Source organism: Mycobacterium sp. MS1601 (assembly GCF_001984215.1).
Classification (GTDB): domain Bacteria; phylum Actinomycetota; class Actinomycetes; order Mycobacteriales; family Mycobacteriaceae; genus Mycobacterium.
Map to the genome: position 1 here is coordinate 212,090 of NZ_CP019420.1, position 18,177 is coordinate 230,266.

The window sequence follows — 18,177 nt, forward strand, 5'->3', positions numbered from 1 at the left end:
TCAGTCCTGGTACCGCGGCGCGGGCGGACCGGGTGAGGGGCCGAAGCTCTGCAGATGACGGGCATAGAGCCGTTCCCAGGTGCCGTCGTCACGCATGCGCTCCAGCACGGCGTTGACGAACCGCACCAGGTCGACATTCTCTAACCTGACTCCCACTCCATACGGTTCGACACCCAGGCTGTCGCCCATCATCTCCACGGTGGGGTCTTGCCTGGCCAGCCCAGCGAGCACGGCGTCGTCGGTGCTGATGGCGTCCACCTGCCCCTGCTGCAGCATCACCAGGCAGTCGGTCCAGCTGCTCACCCCGACCAACTCGGGGCGCTTCTGCAGGTTGTACAGGGTCGCCATGGACGTGGTGCCGTTGACCGCGCACACCCTCTTGCCCAGGAGATCGGTTGCCGCGGAATCGATTCCTGCTCCTTTGAGGGCAAGCACCCGCTGTTCGGCGTTGTAGTACACAGTGGAGAAGCCGATGTTCTGCTTGCGGGCGCAGGTGATGGAGAACGTCCGCACCACCAAGTCCACCTGGCCGGACTGCAGCGCCGCTTCTCGCTGGCTGGCGTCGACCACCCGCAGGTCGACCCGGTCGGGATCGCCGAAGATGGCGCGGGCAATCTCGTGCGCGATGTCGATGTCGAAGCCCTCGAGCTGACCTGTGGAGGGGTTGCGGAAACCGAACAGGAAGGTGTTCTGGTCCACCCCCACCACCAGACGACCGCGCTCCTGGATTGCGGCCATCGACGATCCCGGCGGCATAGCCCCCGGCGCGGGCAGCGGTCCGGGCCGCAGGCTGGCCTCTCGGTCGCAGTCCACGGGCGGCGTCGCCGGTACCTCGGTGACATCCTGGGCGCCGGCCGGGCTGGGGTACACCGGCGAGACCGCAACCGGCTGTTCGGGTGCCGAGGACGAACATCCCGCCAGCGTCACGGCCGCCACGGCGGTGACGACCAGTGTTGCCCATTGCGTCACAGGAACTCCTTGAGCCGGGGCCAGAGTCCGACCACGGCGGCCGCAGCCGCCAACACCATCAATACCAGCGTTGCGGTGGGACTCCAGGACAAGACGTTCCCGGCCCGGGCAACATCGTCACGCAGTGCGGCCCTGGTCTCTTCGATGCCGTCTCGCAAGTCGGCTTCGACAGCACCGAACTGGGCGGCCGAGGCGTTCGGATCGGGGCCGATGGCCTGGTTCAAGGCGGCGCCGTAGTCACCGCTGAGATAGAACTCGACGTGTCGGCGGTGGCTCTCACCCCACGCCTGTAGGTCCGGGTCCTGCAATTGCTCCTGCAGCCGGGCCATTCGCTCGTTGAACGACTTTTCCGAGGCCGTGATGTCGCCGCGAGCGATCAGCTGCAGCGTCTCGTCGGTGCGCACCTGCTGCACCAGGATGCGAGCCTCGGCGAGGTCGGAGTAGCGATTCCCTTGAGCCCGGCCGTCGTTGATGGCAGCGCCGGCCAGCACCGTGGCGATCAACACCCAGCCGGCCACCCCCACCACCAGGCCGGCACAAACCAGCAGCCCCAGGTTGAACGTCCGGTTGGTCCGTCTGGTGGCGATCACCGAGCTCACCACGATCGCCGCGATCACCAGCACCAGAAGCACCAGCGTGACGATGGGCGTCGACCCCACCGCTCGCTGGTCCCGGTCGAGGGCGGCCATCTTGTCCTCGAAGATCTGCTGCGCTCCCGGCAACAGCGAGTTCTGCATCAACGCCGATGCCTCACGCAGATAGGCCGAGCCGACCGGAAACCCCTGCCGGTTGTTGACCCGCGCCGACTCCACGAGACCTGCGTAGGTGGCCAACTGCAGAGAGATGTCGGCGGCGGCGGTTCTGGTGGCGATATCAGTGGCACCCGCAGTGACATCGGCCAGTGCCGCGGAAGCATCGGCAAGCGCGCCCTTGTAGCGGTCGCGCATTTCCGAGGTCTCGATGCCGCCGGAGAGGAACGACGCCGCCGCAGCAGCGTCGGCAGCTGACAGTTCGGCGTAGAGGTCCTGCGCCGCATACGCCAGCGGCTCGGACCGGTCGAGCACCGCGTCGTGCCGGGCGATCCTGGAATCGAGTTGGCCGCCACTCACCACGCCGGTCAACACGCAGGCTCCGGCCAACAGCACGGCGATGAGGCTCAGCACACCGGGAGTGGTACCGGCGAAGCGCCGCAGCCACGCCATCGAGGCGCGGGTGTCCACCGTGCGCGGTGTGGCCATCGCCTTCACCCCCATCCGTCAGCGAGATGGTATCCGGGTGTGCTGGGCGCGGTCAGTCGAACAGCCGGTCGAGGGCTCCCTGCTCCAATTCCACCCAACGAGCGACGTCACTGCGAACGGCGTCGACCTCGTCCGGACTCAGGTGGTGGGCGCCGTCCGGTGTCAGCCGGCAGATGTCCATAGGGCCGCCCACACTCGGAGAGGAGGCGTCCAAGGCATCGAGCACACGCAATGCGGCAACGACACCATGGTCGAGATCGCGTTCGGTCATCCGGAAGTGAGCCAGCAGCGCGTGGGCCTGCTGCGCCATCGGAGCGCCGCTGCCGATGGCCTGAAAGCCGGTTTCTTCGTGATGGCCGAGCAGGCCGTTGGGATCCAGGTCGATGATGAACGGTTGGTCTCCGACGTATCCGGCGGCCAGCAGATAGGTGGCCGGCGTGCCCGCCTTCTGCTGCCCGGGAACGTCCTCGATGAAGGCGTCGTAGTGATGCTGGAACACCGGAAGTGCCTTGGCCTGCAACGCATGACCGATGTTGCGGGCCTCCATGACGGCATCGGCCTCCTCCCGGAAGATCTGCTCGATGTCGTAGAGCACCGCCCGCGAGCCGCTGCCGCCCCACGCCGCGTGGGCACCGAGCGGGTGGAGCTTCTGGGCCGGATAACTCAGCCCGCGGCCTGGATCGGTGATCTGCGAGTCCGATGCCAAGGCGATGCCGTTGGCGCATTTGATGGCGAGAACCACAGTCATGACTCCACCGTAAGGTGAGGCCATGACAGTGCACGAGGAGCGTGCCGGGGTCGAGCTGACGAATCTCGACCAGCCCCTGGGCCCCGACTCCGGTGCCACCAAACGTCACCTGCTGGACTACCTCGACGCGGTGTCCGATCGTTTGGTTCCGGTGCTGGCGGACCGTCCGCTGACGGTGCTGCGGGCACTGCGCGGACGTGCGCCGTTCATGCAGAAGAACGTGCCGAAGTACACCCCGGAATGGGTGCGGACCGTGCCGATGTGGGCGGAAACTTCCAAGCGCGAGATCCACTACGCGGTGTGCGACGACCGCCGGACCTTGCTGTGGTTCGGTAACCAGCGCGCCATCGAGTACCACCCGACACTGGGACTGACCGACAACATCTACCGCCCGACACATCTGGTGCTGGATCTCGATCCGCCCGACGGTTCCGACTTCTCGGCGGTGGTAGCCGTCGCACACCTGGTGCGCCAGGCGCTCACCGACAGCGGACTGTCCGGTGCGCTGAAGACCAGCGGCTCGCGCGGAGTGCACGTCTTCGTGCCGATCGACGGTTCGGCCCGGGTGGACGACGTTGCCGCGGCCACCCGTGCGCTTGCCGCCAGGGCCGAGGCGCTGGACCCAGACCTGGCCACCACCGCGTTCATCGTGGAGGACCGTGCCGGCAAGGTCTTTGTGGACGCCACCCGCGCGGGAGGCGCCACCGTGGCGGCGGCCTACAGTCCACGGTTGCGGCCGGGCACACCCGTGTCGTTCCCGCTGGCCTGGTCGGATCTGGAGCGGGTGAATCCGGGTGATTTCACCGTGCGCACCGCAGTCGACGCGCTGGACGGCCACGACCCGTGGGCCGAGTGCATGCCCGCCGCGCAACAGCTGCCCACCGACCTGATCGAGCAAGGCCACACCATTCCGGTGGCACGGGTGGCCGCCATGCACGAGGGCAAGCGGCGAGCCAAGGCCAGACGCGAAGGCGACGCGCGGTGAGCAACATCTGTGTCTTTCTGTCGGCGGCGGATCTCGACGCGCGCTATACCGACGCGGCTGTCGAGCTGGGTGCCGCGATCGGAGCAGGCGGGCACACCCTGGTGTGGGGCGGGTCAGACACCGGTTTGATGCGGGTGCTCGCCGACAGCGTTGCGGCACACGGGGGCCGGCTGCTCGGCATCTCGGTGGAGTTTCTGCGGCATCTGGCCCGCCCCGATGCCGACGAGATGGTGGTGACCACCGACCTGGCCGCGCGAAAAGCGTTGATGTTGGCCCGATCCGACGCCATTGTCGTCATGGCAGGCGGGTTGGGCACCTTGGACGAGGCCACCGAAGTACTGGAACAGAAAAAGCACGGGTTGCACGACTTGCCTGTGGTCCTGTTGAACACCGCGGGTTTCTACGACGGCCTGATCCTCCAGCTGCGCAGGATGGAAACAGAGGGATTTTTACCCCGACCGCTTGATCAGCTGGTGGTGTTCGCCGACTCCGGCACGCAAGTTCCTGCGATGATCGACTGACGCTGAGCCACACGTGCTCTCACCGGATCACGGTGCCCGAGCAGCCCCGGCCCCGCCGAAGACGATGTGATTCTTGGTCATTCGGCGGTCCAGCCGGGACCCGGCCGGTGAATGTATTCACATTCACTGGCAGCCACCACCATGTCATCGGTGCAACATCGCCATTTCCCGTGCACCCGTTCGGCGATAACATCGCCTGGTGACGCTCACCGAGCGCGAGCCGCAGCTCGGACAGCTCGCTGCCCTGGCCGCCTCCATCCGCGGCGGGCGGGGTGGCGCAGTGATGGTGTGCGGGGAATCCGGGGTGGGCAAGACCTCGTTCGTCGAAGCCGCCCTGGACCGATTCGACGGGGCGCGGGTGCTGTGGGGCGCATGCGATCCGCTGTCCACCCCGCGTCCGCTGGGCCCATTACATGATCTGGCCGCCGAGTTCAGCGGGGTCACAAGGGATCTCCTGAGCGGAAGCCCACAGCCGTACGACATCTTCGCCGCGGTGTTCGACGACCTGCGGACTCTGCCGTCGGTCCTGGTCCTCGATGACCTGCACTGGGCTGACCAGGGCACCGTCGATCTGCTGCGGTTCCTGCTGCGACGGGCCCGCGGTGCACCCCTGCTGACCATCGGCATCCTGCGCGACGACGAGGTGAGTGTCACCCACCCGCTGCGCGGCCTGCTGGGTGATGTGGCCCGCTCCCCGCACGCCCGGACTCTGGTGTTGCCCCCGCTGTCCGAGCAGGCGGTTGTCTCGCTGGTGGGCAACCGTGATGTCGACCCGCGGTGGCTGCACCGGGTCACCGGCGGGAACCCGTTTTTTGTCTGCGAAATGCTGGACCACGACCCAAACTCGGATCTGCCCACCACGGTCCGCGACGCCATCCTGGCCCGGACAGCCGATCTGGGGAGCGACGCCTGGGAGCTGCTGAACCTGCTGACATGTGCCCCGGGTTCGATCCCGGATCATCTGCTCACCGATCTGGGGGTGACGCTGCCCGCCCTGCGTACCCTCGACGAAGCGAAACTGATCCGCCGCGACGCCCGCGGTGTCGCGTTCCGCCACGATCTGTGCCGGCGTGCGGTCTCCAGCGTCATCCCGCCCGGCGCCGAGGCCGGTCTGCACCGGCGGTTCATCGACGCCCACCGTGCGTCATCGCACGTCGACCCGGCGGTGCTCACCCATCACGCGTTGGGCGCCGCCGACAAGACACTGATCACCTCGGCCGGCGTGGCCGCGGGCCGCGCCGCGGCTCGCTCCGGCGCGCACACTCAGGCCTGCGAATTCTTCGAAATCGCGCTGGACAGAGGCGAATTGCTGGACATGGCCGTGGAGGCGCAGCTGCTGGAGCTCCTGGCGGCCGAGTACTACCTGACCGATCGCCTCGATGACGCCATCGACGCGTGCCGGCGCGCCCTGGTCATCCGCCAGCAGCTCGGCGTCCCGAGCGCAGTCAGCGCCGACCACCACGCCTTGGCTGTCTACCAGTGGTACAACGGCAATCGCGCGGTGGCCGACAGCCACGCGGCCGACGCTGTCGCCACCCTCGACCCGCAGTGCTCCGAGCCGGCCGCACTGATCACCCTCGGCCACGCCTTCTGCATGCAGGCATTTCTGGCGGTGCAGTCCAGCCACCTCGAGCCGGCGCAGGCGCTGCTGCAGCGTGCCCGCGAGATCTCCTCTGCCATAGTCAATCCCGATCTCGACGTGCGGACAAGGATCACCGGCTACTACTGCGCCATCGCTGCGGGCGAGCCAGCGGTGCGTGACGAACTGCTGGCGCTGCTGGCCGCTGGGCCACGCCACATCGACGAGACGTACTCGGCGGGCTACACCAATTTGACCTACCTCGACGTCGAACAGCGCCGTCTGGTGGTGGCCGCCGAACTGTTGGAGTCCAGCATCCCGTTGATGGTCGAGCACGATCTGCCGATTTGCCGCGCGGTGCAACTGGGTTCACGCAGCCGCCTCAAACTGCTGGTGGGCGATTGGGATGACGCACTCTGCGATGCCGACGCGGTGCTGAGCGCGCAGAGCGCGCCGCTGGCCCGCACGTGGCCACTGCTGATCCGCGGCCTGGTGTCGCTGCGGCGCACCGGCGATGACGCCGGCGGTATCGACGCCGCCTGGGAGCTGGCGTGCCGGTTCGGCGAGCCGGTTCGGGTGTTGCCGGCGGCCGCCGCCCTGGCCGAACGCAGCTGGCTGACCGGTCGCGTCGACCCCCGGCTGACCGCAGTCCGCGCGCTGCTCGACACCGCCGCGGTGGCGGGTCTGGAGTGGTCGCGCGGTGAGCTGCTGATGTGGCTGCGCCGCCTCGATCCAGACGTGCAGGCCGAGGGGGTGGCAGCGCCGTACCGGTTGCTGTTCGACGGCCACTTCGAGGCCGCAGCCGAGGCCTTCCAACAGCTGTCGACGCCGTATGACGGCGCCCTGGCCCTCGTCGATTCCGGTGACCCCACCCTGGCGCGTCGCGCACTCGACATCCTGGACCGGCTGGGTGCCGAGGCAGTGGCCGCCAAGCTCCGATTCGATCTGCGAGCCGCCGGCGCGCAGGTGATTCCCGCGCCACGACGAGCCAGCACTCGCGCCAACCCAGCGGGATTGACCACCCGCCAGGTGGAGGTGCTGCGACTGCTCGACGACGGGCTCACCAACGCCGAGCTGGCGCAGCGATTGTTCCTCTCGGTGAAGACGGTGGATCATCACGTCTCGGCGATCCTGACGAAACTGGATGTTGCCAAGCGCCGCGACGCGGTGCGCCGGGCCAGGGAGGTCGGAATTCTCGAGTAAGGCGAACTTGGGTAGTTCTTCCCGATGTGGCGCAACCTCAACCGGCGGATCGTGGAGGACATCACACCGATCCGAGGAGTACCACCATGAGCGCCACTTTGTCCCCCGCCGAAAAGGATGCCGACCGCGCCCTGAAAGCCAAGCACCGCGCACTGTGGGCTTCCGGTGACTACCCGGCCGTCGCCCACGAGCTGATCCCGGAACTCGGCCCGCGGCTGGTGCAGGCTGCAGGCATCAATGCCGGCCAGCGGGTGCTGGATGTCGCGGCCGGTTCCGGCAACGCCGCGGTACCCGCGGCAGCAGCGGGCGCCCGGGTGGTGGCCAGCGATCTGACTCCGGAACTGTTCGACGCAGGCCGCGCCCACGCCGCTCACCACGGTGTCGAACTGGAATGGGTCGAAGCCGACGCAGAAGCACTGCCGTTCGAGGACAACAGCTTCGACGCTGTGCTGTCCTGCGTCGGTGCGATGTTCGCGCCGCACCATCAAGCCACCGCCGACGAGCTGGTCCGGGTGGTCCGCCCGGGTGGCACCATCGCGATGATCAATTGGACCCCGACCGGATTCATCGGCAAGCTGTTCGCCACCATGAAGCCCTACGCGGCGCCGCCACCTGCCGGGGCCAGCGCTCCCCCGCTGTGGGGTGACGAGGACCATGTGCGGGAACTGTTCGGCGACACGGTGATCGATCTGCAGACCCGGCGTGAGACCGTACGCTTCGACGTCAGCGCCAGCCCGCTGGAGTTCCGCGAGTACTGGAAGCGCAACTATGGGCCCACCATCGCGGCGTACCGCTTCAACGCCGACAACCCGGCGCGGGTCGCCGAACTGGACCGCGACTTCCTCGCACTCTTGGAGGCCTGGAACAGCGCGACAGAACCGGATACCACCGCCTACGACGCCGAGTACCTGGTGGTGACAGCCATCAAGCGTGGTTAGTCCTGGCTCGCGCACACCGGTGGCCGGCGGCCCTGGTTGCTCCGCCGGCAGCAGGCTGTGTACTCCGGGTTACGGGTGGTCGTCGGGATCGATGATCCGTTCCGGGAAATGCAGGTTGTTGGTACGGGGCTGCCCGCAATCCAGCTCTGGTGGCGGAATCCATTCCGTCCGCCCATCTTCGGGGCGATTACGGGTGGTCCACCCGGTGGTTTCCACCGTCCGATTGTCCGGCCCACACGCCAAGGTCAGGTCCTCGATGTTGGTCTCGCCGCCGTGTTGCCAGTCCTTGTTCGCATGATGCACTTGGGAGCGGTAGGCGCTGGCATCGCAGCCGGGCATTGTGCAACCCCTGTGCTGGGCCAGCAGCATCAACCGCTGCGCGACCGACGCCGTGCGCCGTGCCCGGCCCAGGTGCAGGGGCAGGCCTTTGCCGTCAAAGAGCGCCAGCCAAGGACGAGAGTGCGCGGCAAGCTTCAAGACATCGGACATGGGCAACCGGGTGCCGCCGGCGGTGATGCCGTGCCCGATGCCCTTCTCCAGATCGGTCAGGTTGGCCACGATAATCAGATTCGCCGGCAGCCCGTTGATGGTGCCGATCGGCGTCGTGGAGAGAATCTGGCGGCACATCCACATCAACGCATCGTGATTGCGCTGGCCTTGGTTGCGGGTGTCTGCGCGTTTCTGATCCTCAGAGGGAGTCCCGAACACGCATGGGTTGTCATCGTGGGGGTTGCACATGCCGGGGGCGGCGTTGCGCTCAAAGATCGGCTCGATCAACGCCCAGGCCTCGGGTGTGAGCTTGCCCTTCACCGGGATCAACCCATCGGCGTCCTGCTTGCCGCAGTGCAGATAACTCTGTGCCTGGCGGTCCTCGTCGGAGAACTCGCCATCCTGGTTGAGCAGATACGCCATGTGATCGGCGGCCTTGGCAAAACCGTCGACCGTCAACTCACGGGCGTGCTTGGCCAGTTCGACTTCGGCATTCTCGCGGGTTTGGTGGTCGATCGACTTCGGCAGCTTGTGGAAAAAGGATCTGATCTTCGTTATGTGGTCGGTACTGATCAGCCCGTCGGTTTGCCCTTGGGCCACCGTCGGCCACTGCGGTGCCAGTGGTTCTCCCGTCAACGACGCCCGCGGCCCGAGCAGCCCGGCGTTCTTGAGGCGGCGGTGGGCTTCGGCGTCGCTGATCCGCAAACGGGTCACCAGCACCTTGGTGAACGTCTTGGCACCCAACTGTTTCGGCGTGCACTCCGCCATGAGTCGTTGGTAGATGGTGTGATCGAGTACCGGCTGCTGACGTGCCACGATCTCGCGGCGCTCCTGGACTTCGAGTAGTTCCAGATCGCTGAAGCCGTCGATCGAATAGTGCTTCATCCGCGCGGTGGCGGCTTCGATCAGCGCCAGGTCAGCAAGCATCGCCTCCCTGTCCTGCACCGCCGATCTGACCATGAGTCGAACATAGAGGCGGCCACCGACAAAAAACCCGCCAATGGGACGCCAGAAACCACAGTGACACATGGGTTTTCAGTCATCAGCGCCAAGGCCATCAAGCGGTGACGAACAGCTCCAGCTGGATGTTGTCGGGGTCGCGGAACACCACCGTGGCGAACTCGAACGGCACCGCACCGTCCCGGATTCCCGAGTGCGCGATGCCGAGTTCGTCGAGCCAGGCAGTCCACGCCTCGAGTTCGGTACGCGTACCGACGTTCAAGGCGATGTGGTCGAGCCCGGTGCGAGCTTCGTCGAACGGCCGGCCGTCGTTGCCGCTGTTGGTGTGCAGCCCGATGATCACCCCGGAACGCCGGTCGACCAGTAGTTCGCCGTAGCCGGTGTCCTCACAGTCGTAGTGCGGGAACTTCATCGGCACCCGGTCGGCACCGAACAACCGCTGATACCAGTCGAGGCTGGCCTCGATATCGGTGACGGTGATGGAGAAGTGGTGGATACCCGTGATGGTGGGTGCGCTCTCGGTCATTCGGTGTCTCCCATGACGACGCCTTCCCGGCGCGGGTCGGCACCACCGACCCAACCCGGCTCACCGCGGACGATAGCCGAGAGACCGCTGGACTGGTCGGCAAGGTCCACCTCGTGGCGGAGGGCGCGCAGTCCCTGCACCAGGGGGTCGTGCGCTCCGTCGTCAGCGGTGTCGATGACGGGATGCTCGCCGCCCACCTTCGTGTCCGGGGTGTTGGCGGCACCGAAGTCCACCATGGACACCGCCTGCTGCGGGTTCATTCCCCAATCCAACACCCCGACAAGGGTTTTCACAACGAACTGGATGATGGCCGAACCGCCGGGTGAGCCCACCACGGCATAGAGTTGGCGCTCGGGTCCGGGATTGTCGAAAACCAGCGTGGGCGCCATGGAGCTGCGTGGCCGCTTACCCGGGGCCACCCGGTTGGCCACCGGCACTCCGTCGGGACCCGCAGGTTCGGCGGAGAAGTCGGTGAGCTGGTTGTTCAGCAAGAAGCCGTCGACCATGTGGAACGAACCGAACGCCGATTCCACGGTGGTGGTGAACGACGCCGCATTGCCCTGAGCGTCGACCACGCTGATATGGCTGGTGCCATGCTCGGGGGTGGGTGGCACCGGGGTGGTGGGCGGACCGAACTCGCCCGGCCTGGCGGTGCCCATGCTGCGGCCCATCGAGATCTGGGCCGCGCGTCCGGCCAGGTAGTCACTGCCCAGCAAAGTGTCGGGGCTGCCGCCGGGAAGCGCCACGAAATCGGTGTCGGCGACGTACTTGTCGCGGTCGGCATACGCCAGCCGCTCGGCCTCGGCGATCAGGTGCACCCCCATCACCGTGGGTCGGCCGCCATTGAGGTCGAGGTCAGTAGGCGCGTGCTCGCTCATCGGGAAGTGCTCGAGGATGCCCAGCGTGGAAGCCACCGCGATGCCGCCGGAGGATGGGGGCGGCATCCCGCAGATCTCCTTGCCGCGGTACGGGGTACACAGCGGTTCCCGCGCCTTGGCGACATAGCCGGCCAGGTCGTCGGTGGTCATCAGGCTCGGGGTGCGACCGCCGGACGTGTCCGCAGCCGCGGCGACGATGTTCTCGGCCACTGTCCCCTGGTAGAAGCCGGCGGCCCCGTCAGCGGCGATGACACCGAGGGTCTTGGCGTATGCGGGGTTGTTCAGGCGGGTGCCCTCGGCTTTGGGGTTGCCCTGGTCATCGAGGAAGTAGGCCGCCGCCTCCGGGTCGGCGCTCAACTCCTCGGCGGAGCTCTCGATCGCGGTGGCCAGTCGCGGGCTGATGTCGAAACCGTCGTCGGCCAGAGTGACTGCGGGGGCGAACAGTTCACCCCACGGTGCCTTGCCGTGGGCGTCGTGGACATCCTCGAGCATGCGCACCACGCCGGGAACGCCGATGGAGCGACCAGAGGCCCGCGCGTCAGGCTTGGGTTCGGTGCGATCGACGTCGTCGATCCAGCGCAGGTAGTTCTCGGTAGCCGCAGCGGGCGCCGTCTCTCGGCCGTCGAAGGCCTGGACCTCCCCGGAGGCCGCGTCGTAGTACAGCAGGAACCCACCGCCGCCGAGGCCGGAGGACTGTGGTTCCACCAGACCGAGCACCGCCTGAGCGGCCACCAGGGCGTCCGCGGCGGTGCCGCCGGCCCGCAGTACGTCGCAGGCGGCCCTGGTGGACAGCGGATTGGCGGTCACGACGGCGTAGCTGGCGGTGTGCACCGCGGTCATGTCGGAGCGGTAACCGGTGGCCACCTCGGGAGCGGCGGGGTCGCTGTCGTCGGCGCCGTTGGTGACCTCCGCCGCCGGTTCCGAGCCGGTCTCACACGGTCCGGGCGGCGCAGCGGGGGTGTTTTCCCGGGTCCCACAGGCGGGGAGTAACAGAGCGAGCAGCGCGAGCGACGCTGTCACCGTGCGAACCGACATGACGTCCTCCCGGAGGGTCGACCTCTGCTCCCGTTCAATGAATACAGTGGCAGTCGGCGCCACTCTGGGCAACCACTGTGACTCCGATCAGATGGTCGTGTGCAGCGGCGCGCCGCCGGTTCCGGTCTGCCAAAATATCGCCCGATGAAGCTCAGAAGACTGCTCGGGACCCTGGTGGTGCTGTCTGTTCTGGCCGGCTCGGTCAGCGGTCATGCCACCGCTGCGCCGGGTTCGTTTCCGGTGGTGGCGTTCATCGGCGACTCCTACACCTGGGGTTCCGGTGCGTCCACCCCGGACAAGCGGTGGACGTCGTTGGTGGCCGACAAGATGGGCTGGTTGGAGTTCAACGTCGGTGAGGGCGGTACCGGGTATCTCAAGACGTTCGAGAACCGGCCCAACTACTTCGGTCAGCTCGACGAGATCAGTGCGCTTCGCCCGGACATCGTGGTGGTGGCGGGCGGGCAGAACGACCAGACCATGCTGACCGCCAACCGCAACGAGTTGTTCGCCGGCGTCAGTCATTTCTTCGTCCAACTGCGCTCCCGGATGCCGCGGGCACGCATCATCGGAATCGGTCCGTCGTTCCCTGACGCGTTGACACCCGAGCGCTACAACTTCGACCAGGTGGTGCGCGACGCGGTGCGGGCCGTGGGCGGCGAGTTCGTGTCCCTGATCAGGCCCACACCGGTGCTCGATCCCGCGATGCTCGCACCTGATCACGTCCACGTGGGCGACGCCGGTCATGCCGCCATCGCGTCACGGATTCTGGCGGACATGCATCCGGTGTGACGTCAGTCGCGGGCGAAACCGACATCGGTTGCCGTCCGGGGCGTAAGCGGACTCTCTCCGCGCACCTCGATGCTCACCTCGTCGAGTGTTGCGCCACGGAGGGGAAACGGTGAGCTGTACCGGCTGGACACCGAATGGCTCACGCTGCGGCCCGCCGAGACGGTCTGCAACATGTCCAACCCGGCCATGGGCACGCCCCTGCGCGCGCCGGCAACTCGGCCGTTGATGGTCAGCTCCGCGTCGCCGAGGACATCGAAGCTTCCTTCGATCGATCCTGTCTTGAGATAGCTGAGCTGGATGTCGTTGCGCCCCAGATCGATATGTCCTACAGACGTGATGACCTGCTCTGTGCCGGCGAGGTTGGCCACCCAGTTGACCCGGCCGTCATCGAAGAACAGCGCGTGGCCGCCGGCCCGGTTGCCCTGGGAGAACACCACACCACAGGCATCGGCTCTGTCCACTGACAGAGTCGCGCGCAGGGTGAACGAGCGGCCCAACAGCAGGCCGGGAACGGGAGTGTGCCCGGCCGGGGTTCCCGGGTAGAACACCGATCGTGTTGATGCCCCGGCGCCGCCGACACCGAACCCCCGCGCGACGATCTCAGTCACACTGAGATCGTTGAGTGGGTAGGCCTGGTACCGCACGGCGTTCTCGTGCCACAGCGCTTTCAGTTCCTCGAGCCTGTCGGGATGTTCAGCGGCGAGGTCGCGGATCTGGCTGCGGTCTCGGTCGAGGTGGAACAGCTCCCACGTGTCGTCGTCGAAGTGGGACCAACCCCGTTGCGCCAACGAGGTCGGCGGGTGCACAGCGTTGGCGAACCAGCCCTGATGCCAGATGCCGCGGGTCCCCAGCATCGAGTAGAACTGCGTCGTTTTGCGTCCGTCTCCGGTTCCCGTCAGCAGGGCCGACGCAAAACTGGTCCCTTCCAAGGGCTTCTGCACTATGCCCTTGACGGTGGTCGGTGCGGGCAGACCCAACAGGTCATACATCGTCGGCGTCACATCGCTGACGTGGACGTACTGGTCACACACGGCGCCGCGGGCACTCAGCCCGGCGGGCCACGAAATGATGCACGGATCGGCGATGCCACCCTCCTGGGACGCGTATCGCTTGAACATCTTGTAGGGGGTGTTGAAGGCCATGGCCCACCCGGTCGAATAGTTCATCTGCGTACTGGGTCCACCGAGTTCGCCCATTCTGCGCAGTGCGTCTTCGGCCGAGAGTGCAGACCCCTGCATCGGGATCGTTTCGTGCAGCGTGCCTGTCGGGCCGCCTTCTCCGCTGGCTCCGTTGTCGGACATGGCCACGATGATCGTGTTGTCCAATTGCCCTGTCTCCTCGAGGAAGTCGAGCACACGCCCGATCTGCGCATCGGTGTAGCTGAGGAATCCGGCGAACACCTCGGCCATTCGGCACTGCACTGTCTTCTCGTCATCGGACAGCAAGTCCCAGGACAACACCTCGTCGCCCGCCGGCCAGGGCAAGCCCTGCGAGGAGGTGCGGGCGCTGTTCGGATTCATCGGCGACAACTCGGTGTCGTCCGGAATCAGCCCCAGCGCCTTCTGATTCGTCAGTGCGATCTCGCGATACCGCTCGTAGCCCATGTCGAACCGGCCCCGGTACCTGTCGGCCCACTCCACGGGAACCTGGTGTGGCGAATGCCCCGCCCCCGGACACAGATAGAGGAACCAGGGTTTGTCCGGGGCTGCCGCACGGTGATCGCGCAGGAAGCCGATGGTGTTGTCCGCGAGGTCCTGTGACAGGTGATAGCCGTCCTCGGGCGAGGCAGGCGGATCGATGTGCCTACTATCGCTGACCAGGCTGGGGTACCACTGATCGGTCATGCCGTCGAGGAAACCGTAAAACCGGTCGAATCCCCGACCCTGTGGCCAGAGCCGTCGCGACCCCGCCGCATGGCAGTCGTCCAGCGGGGCCAGGTGCCACTTGCCGACGGCGTAGGTGGACCATCCACGCTCGGCGAGCACCTCGGACATCAGGGCCGTCTCCGCCGGGATGCGCCCGTGCTGCCCCGGAAAGCCCTGCACCATGTTCACCACCGACGACACCCCGACCGACGTCGGGTTGCGGCCCGTCAGCAACGCTGCGCGCGTCGGCGAGCACAGTGCCGTGGTGTGGAACTGGCTCAACCGGACGCCCCGGTCGGCAAGTCGCTTCATGTTGGGCATCTCGACCAGTCCGCCGAAACAGTCCCAGGTCGCGATACCGGTGTCATCCCACAGCAGGTACAGCACATTCGGTGCGCCGGTGGGTGCTTCCGCCGGGCGGTAGGGTGCCCAGTCCGGTACGGAATCGCGGATGTCGGTGCTGATGGTTCCTTGAAAGTCCATGGCCGGGGTTCCTTTCAGGCCGACGCCGGCTCGCGGTGGCCGGCTCCGGAGAGCCACGGGTGGATCAGCGGCCCCACCACCGCCACCAGTACGCACATGCCGAGGCCGATCCACAGGTCGGCACTGTGCACCCATGAATCGAGGGCCAACCCTGCCACCACTGCCAGTGCCAGCAGGCCCAGTTTGGCGATGAGGAAGCGGCCGACCGAGTGCTCGGGCACGTTCTTTCCTCGTCGGGAGGCCCAGTGCCGCACCGCGGTGGACAGTGTCATCACGACGCCCATGATCAGCAGGAGCCGCAACACGGTCTCCCACAACGGGTCGCTGCTGTGCAAGAGCCACAGCCCGCCGAACACCATGCCCGCCACCAGATAGCCGATCTGAGTTCGCCCGCCCACAAAAAGTGTCATGGCTGACAGTTTAGGCAAAACTGTCAGAGCTGACAAGATTTTTCTATAGTGGTCTCATGACCGGCGACATCGGGAAGCGCGAGGCGCACAAGATCGCCACCCGCCACGCCATCCAGGCCAGCGCCGATGCGCTCTTCGCCAGCCGGGGCTACGCCGACACCACCGTCCGCGACATCGCCGACGCCGCCGGCATCACCGAACGGACCTTCTTCCGCTACTTTGCCGGCAAGGAAGCGCTGCTGGTCAAGGACATCGAGGCGTTGCTGCCGGTGCTGGCGGACGCAATTCGCCGACGCCCTGCCGCCGAGCCACCGCTGGACGCGGTGCGCAACGCGGTACTGGAACTCGGCAAGCAACTGCCCGACGCCAATTCCTTGTCCTGGCTGTTCCACGACGGTCCACCGGGCCCGAAGTTGGAGAAGTCGACACCCGGGCTGCTGCTGCGCTTCGAACAGCTCATCGCCGACGCCATCGCCGATCGCCTCCCCGGCACCCCGGATCCCCGCTTTCGCAGCGAGGTCTTGGCCCGGTGCGCGGTCGGCGCACTGCGCAGCGCAGGCATCCGGCGCTGGTACCTCGACGACGAGGACGTCCCCAGCCGGGAGGAACTGATCACCCAGGCCTTCGACATCCTCCGGTACGGCTGAGCGCTAGTACCTTGGGCGCTCATGCGCGCAGTGGTGTTCGAGGAGTTCGGTGGACCCGTCGAGGTCCGGTCGGTGGCCGACCCCACACCATCGGCCGGCGGAGTCGTCGTCGAAGTACACAACACCGGTCTGTGCCGCAGCGACTGGCACGCCTGGGCCGGACATGACGACGGCGTCACCCTGCCCCACGTTCCCGGCCACGAACTCGTCGGTGTCATCGCCGCGGTGGGCGCGGACGTCCGACGGTGGGAGGTCGGGATGCGGGTGACCACGCCATTCGTCTGCGGGTGCGGGGACTGCCAATGGTGCGCCTCCGGGCAGGCCCAAGTGTGCCCGGCGCAGACGCAGCCCGGTTTCACCCACTGGGGTTCGTTCGCCGAGTTCGTGGCTCTGCACGCCGCCGACGCGAACCTGGTGGCCGTGCCCGAGCACATCGGCGACGCCGCCGCCGCCGGACTGGGATGCCGTTTCGCCACCGCCTACCGGGCCCTCACCGCACGCGCGCGGATCCTCCCCGGGGAGTGGGTGACGGTGATCGGTGTCGGTGGAGTCGGCCTCAGCGCCGTGCAGATCGCTGTGGCCGCCGGCGCCAGAGTGGTTGCGGTGGACCGCACCCCCGCGGCCCTGGACCTGGCCCGCACCCTCGGCGCCGAACACACCGTGCCGGCCGACGGCCGCGACGTCGCCGCAGCTGTCCACGAAGTGACCGGCGGTGGCAGCCATGTCGCGGTCGACGCGGTGGGCTCTGCGACGGCGTGCGCAGATGCCATCTGGAGCCTGCGTCGCCAGGGCAGGCACGTCCAGCTTGGTCTGTTGCCCAACGTCGGCGGACATCCCTCGATACCGATGGACCGGGTGATCGCATGGGAGTTGGACCTGTTGGGCAGCCACGGCATGGCTGCCCGGGACTACCCGAAGATGTTGGAGTTGGTAGGCCGCGGCAGTCTGCGCCCACAGGCCCTCGTCGAGCGGGTGGTCAGCCTGGCCGAGGGGGCCGCTCTGCTGCCGTCGGTCGGTGGGGCCGCACCGGTGGGCGTCACCTTGATCGACCCCAGACTCTGACGGTCACGGTTGACACTCGGTTCGATCACAGCCCTTTCGGTGCCCGCGCGCTGATGGTGGGATCACCGGGTGGGAGTCATGGAACTCGCCCTACTGCTGCTCGGCATCGCGGCAACCGCCTCGGTGTGCGGGTATGCCGGGTCCGCGCTCTCGCGGCGACGCAAGCGCCGGGTCCGCGGGATCTTCCTGATGGGCTTCTTGTGCGGATCGCTGGCGGTGTCGCTGCTGAACAGGGCTCACACCATCGGCGGGCTGATGGCGGCCGGGCCCAGGAGATCTGCACTGCTGTTGGACGAGGTACGACGCCACCTCCCGTACAGCGGCAACTCGCGTAGCGCCTCCCCCGGCAACCACCTGCGCCGGGCGCAGACCCGGATCACCGTCCGCAGGTAACGGTTGGTCTCGGAGTACCACCGCCATTCGTAGACCCGGCCGGTGTGGAACACGCCGGCCAACGCCTCGGATTCGACGCCCTGCAGATAGGGCCGTACCCACGTCACCATCACCCACGCACCTGCGCTGTCGGGCAGCGGGAACGTCCACTCGATCGGTGCGTCGCCGGCGGCCATGGTGTGCCGCAGCGCAGGCCGATCGCTTTCCGGCGCTCCGACCAGTTGCATGGCGACGTTGTGGAACACGCCGGGGCCGCCGACCTCGAATCGCACCCGGCACTTCCCGGCGTCGAGGCGGTCGATGGTGAACGCCGCCAGCCCGCCGACCGCGACGTAGCGCGAGAACACCAGCGCGCTACCCGCCATCACGAATCGGCGCACCGCCAGCAGCACCGTGAATGTCGCAACGGTGACGGCGACGACGCTCCACATGAGGTCCACCCGCACAGGGTGTCAGAAC

The 18,177-nt window shown here is 67.2% G+C and carries 16 protein-coding genes; 7 read left to right on the forward strand and 9 right to left on the reverse strand.

Going from position 1 to position 18,177, the window contains the following annotated elements; all coding sequences use genetic code 11:
- From BVC93_RS01030 to BVC93_RS01040, 3 genes are read right to left on the reverse strand one after another with little or no spacing between them, the layout of a single operon-like run.
- Positions 1 to 969: a glutamate ABC transporter substrate-binding protein gene (locus BVC93_RS01030; RefSeq protein WP_083735541.1), complete on the reverse strand. Its 969-nt coding sequence runs from the start codon at positions 967 to 969 to the stop codon at positions 1 to 3.
- The gene (locus BVC93_RS01035) at positions 966 to 2,207 is read right to left on the reverse strand and encodes a hypothetical protein (protein ID WP_236950199.1); all 1,242 of its coding nucleotides are present in this window, start codon (positions 2,205 to 2,207) and stop codon (positions 966 to 968) included. Before BVC93_RS01035 ends, BVC93_RS01030 begins: the two co-directional genes overlap by 4 nt.
- 52 nt (positions 2,208 to 2,259) lie before the next feature.
- Positions 2,260 to 2,955 carry a proteasome protein gene (locus BVC93_RS01040; RefSeq protein ID WP_083735543.1) on the reverse strand — a complete coding sequence of 232 codons (696 nt, stop codon included), beginning with the start codon at positions 2,953 to 2,955 and terminating at the stop codon, positions 2,260 to 2,262.
- A 22-nt stretch (positions 2,956 to 2,977) separates the two neighbouring features.
- Between BVC93_RS01040 and BVC93_RS01045 the strand changes: the two genes are divergently transcribed.
- From BVC93_RS01045 to BVC93_RS01060, 4 genes are all read left to right on the forward strand, one after another.
- Positions 2,978 to 3,940, forward strand: coding sequence for a DNA polymerase domain-containing protein (locus tag BVC93_RS01045; protein WP_083735544.1), 963 nt, complete (start codon positions 2,978 to 2,980; stop codon positions 3,938 to 3,940).
- Complete coding sequence (locus BVC93_RS01050) at positions 3,937 to 4,461, forward strand: TIGR00730 family Rossman fold protein (protein ID WP_083735545.1); 525 nt, start codon at positions 3,937 to 3,939, stop codon at positions 4,459 to 4,461. Before BVC93_RS01045 ends, BVC93_RS01050 begins: the two co-directional genes overlap by 4 nt.
- A gap of 199 nt (positions 4,462 to 4,660) precedes the next feature.
- Positions 4,661 to 7,243, forward strand: a complete 2,583-nt coding sequence (locus BVC93_RS01055; protein WP_083735546.1) for an ATP-binding protein — start codon at positions 4,661 to 4,663, stop codon at positions 7,241 to 7,243.
- Between the two features lie 86 nt (positions 7,244 to 7,329).
- A complete protein-coding gene (locus tag BVC93_RS01060; RefSeq protein WP_192860150.1) occupies positions 7,330 to 8,181 on the forward strand; it encodes a class I SAM-dependent methyltransferase in 852 nt (283 codons plus the stop codon).
- Positions 8,182 to 8,250: 69 nt separating this feature from the next.
- Here BVC93_RS01060 and BVC93_RS01065 read toward each other — a convergent pair whose 3' ends face one another.
- From BVC93_RS01065 to ggt, 3 genes are all read right to left on the reverse strand, one after another.
- The gene (locus BVC93_RS01065; protein ID WP_192860151.1) at positions 8,251 to 9,630 is read right to left on the reverse strand and encodes an HNH endonuclease signature motif containing protein; all 1,380 of its coding nucleotides are present in this window, start codon (positions 9,628 to 9,630) and stop codon (positions 8,251 to 8,253) included.
- A gap of 97 nt (positions 9,631 to 9,727) precedes the next feature.
- Complete coding sequence (locus BVC93_RS01070) at positions 9,728 to 10,156, reverse strand: VOC family protein (RefSeq protein ID WP_083735548.1); 429 nt, start codon at positions 10,154 to 10,156, stop codon at positions 9,728 to 9,730.
- Positions 10,153 to 12,069: a gamma-glutamyltransferase gene (gene ggt, locus BVC93_RS01075; RefSeq protein WP_083735549.1), complete on the reverse strand. Its 1,917-nt coding sequence runs from the start codon at positions 12,067 to 12,069 to the stop codon at positions 10,153 to 10,155. The genes BVC93_RS01070 and ggt overlap by 4 nt, the downstream gene beginning before the upstream one ends.
- Before the next feature lie 144 nt (positions 12,070 to 12,213).
- On the opposite strand from ggt, the gene BVC93_RS01080 reads away from it, so the two are divergent.
- Positions 12,214 to 12,858 carry an SGNH/GDSL hydrolase family protein gene (locus BVC93_RS01080; protein ID WP_083735550.1) on the forward strand — a complete coding sequence of 215 codons (645 nt, stop codon included), beginning with the start codon at positions 12,214 to 12,216 and terminating at the stop codon, positions 12,856 to 12,858.
- Between the two features lie 2 nt (positions 12,859 to 12,860).
- On the opposite strand, the gene BVC93_RS01085 is transcribed toward BVC93_RS01080, so the two are convergent.
- Positions 12,861 to 15,206 carry an arylsulfatase gene (locus BVC93_RS01085; RefSeq protein ID WP_083740709.1) on the reverse strand — a complete coding sequence of 782 codons (2,346 nt, stop codon included), beginning with the start codon at positions 15,204 to 15,206 and terminating at the stop codon, positions 12,861 to 12,863.
- A gap of 14 nt (positions 15,207 to 15,220) precedes the next feature.
- The gene (locus BVC93_RS01090) at positions 15,221 to 15,616 is read right to left on the reverse strand and encodes a hypothetical protein (RefSeq protein WP_083735551.1); all 396 of its coding nucleotides are present in this window, start codon (positions 15,614 to 15,616) and stop codon (positions 15,221 to 15,223) included.
- 56 nt (positions 15,617 to 15,672) lie between these two features.
- On the opposite strand from BVC93_RS01090, the gene BVC93_RS01095 reads away from it, so the two are divergent.
- Positions 15,673 to 16,263: a TetR family transcriptional regulator gene (locus BVC93_RS01095; protein ID WP_083735552.1), complete on the forward strand. Its 591-nt coding sequence runs from the start codon at positions 15,673 to 15,675 to the stop codon at positions 16,261 to 16,263.
- 21 nt (positions 16,264 to 16,284) lie between these two features.
- Positions 16,285 to 17,325, forward strand: coding sequence for a zinc-binding dehydrogenase (locus BVC93_RS01100; protein WP_083735553.1), 1,041 nt, complete (start codon positions 16,285 to 16,287; stop codon positions 17,323 to 17,325).
- Positions 17,326 to 17,561: 236 nt separating this feature from the next.
- On the opposite strand, the gene BVC93_RS01105 is transcribed toward BVC93_RS01100, so the two are convergent.
- The gene (locus tag BVC93_RS01105) at positions 17,562 to 18,158 is read right to left on the reverse strand and encodes a hypothetical protein (protein WP_157516718.1); all 597 of its coding nucleotides are present in this window, start codon (positions 18,156 to 18,158) and stop codon (positions 17,562 to 17,564) included.
- Positions 18,159 to 18,177 lie beyond the last annotated feature (19 nt).

What these genes read in the sequence shown, in the direction of transcription:
- BVC93_RS01035 (WP_236950199.1), bottom strand. Translation starts at nt 2,207, where the DNA reads ATGGCCACACCGCGCACGGTGGACACCCGCGCCTCGATGGCGTGGCTG.
- BVC93_RS01040 (WP_083735543.1), bottom strand. Translation starts at nt 2,955, where the DNA reads ATGACTGTGGTTCTCGCCATCAAATGCGCCAACGGCATCGCCTTGGCA.
- BVC93_RS01045 (WP_083735544.1), top strand. Translation starts at nt 2,978, where the DNA reads ATGACAGTGCACGAGGAGCGTGCCGGGGTCGAGCTGACGAATCTCGAC.
- BVC93_RS01060 (WP_192860150.1), top strand. Translation starts at nt 7,330, where the DNA reads ATGAGCGCCACTTTGTCCCCCGCCGAAAAGGATGCCGACCGCGCCCTG.
- BVC93_RS01065 (WP_192860151.1), bottom strand. Translation starts at nt 9,630, where the DNA reads ATGGTCAGATCGGCGGTGCAGGACAGGGAGGCGATGCTTGCTGACCTG.
- BVC93_RS01070 (WP_083735548.1), bottom strand. Translation starts at nt 10,156, where the DNA reads ATGACCGAGAGCGCACCCACCATCACGGGTATCCACCACTTCTCCATC.
- ggt (WP_083735549.1), bottom strand. Translation starts at nt 12,069, where the DNA reads ATGTCGGTTCGCACGGTGACAGCGTCGCTCGCGCTGCTCGCTCTGTTA.
- BVC93_RS01080 (WP_083735550.1), top strand. Translation starts at nt 12,214, where the DNA reads ATGAAGCTCAGAAGACTGCTCGGGACCCTGGTGGTGCTGTCTGTTCTG.
- BVC93_RS01085 (WP_083740709.1), bottom strand. Translation starts at nt 15,206, where the DNA reads ATGGACTTTCAAGGAACCATCAGCACCGACATCCGCGATTCCGTACCG.
- BVC93_RS01090 (WP_083735551.1), bottom strand. Translation starts at nt 15,616, where the DNA reads ATGACACTTTTTGTGGGCGGGCGAACTCAGATCGGCTATCTGGTGGCG.
- BVC93_RS01095 (WP_083735552.1), top strand. Translation starts at nt 15,673, where the DNA reads ATGACCGGCGACATCGGGAAGCGCGAGGCGCACAAGATCGCCACCCGC.
- BVC93_RS01100 (WP_083735553.1), top strand. Translation starts at nt 16,285, where the DNA reads ATGCGCGCAGTGGTGTTCGAGGAGTTCGGTGGACCCGTCGAGGTCCGG.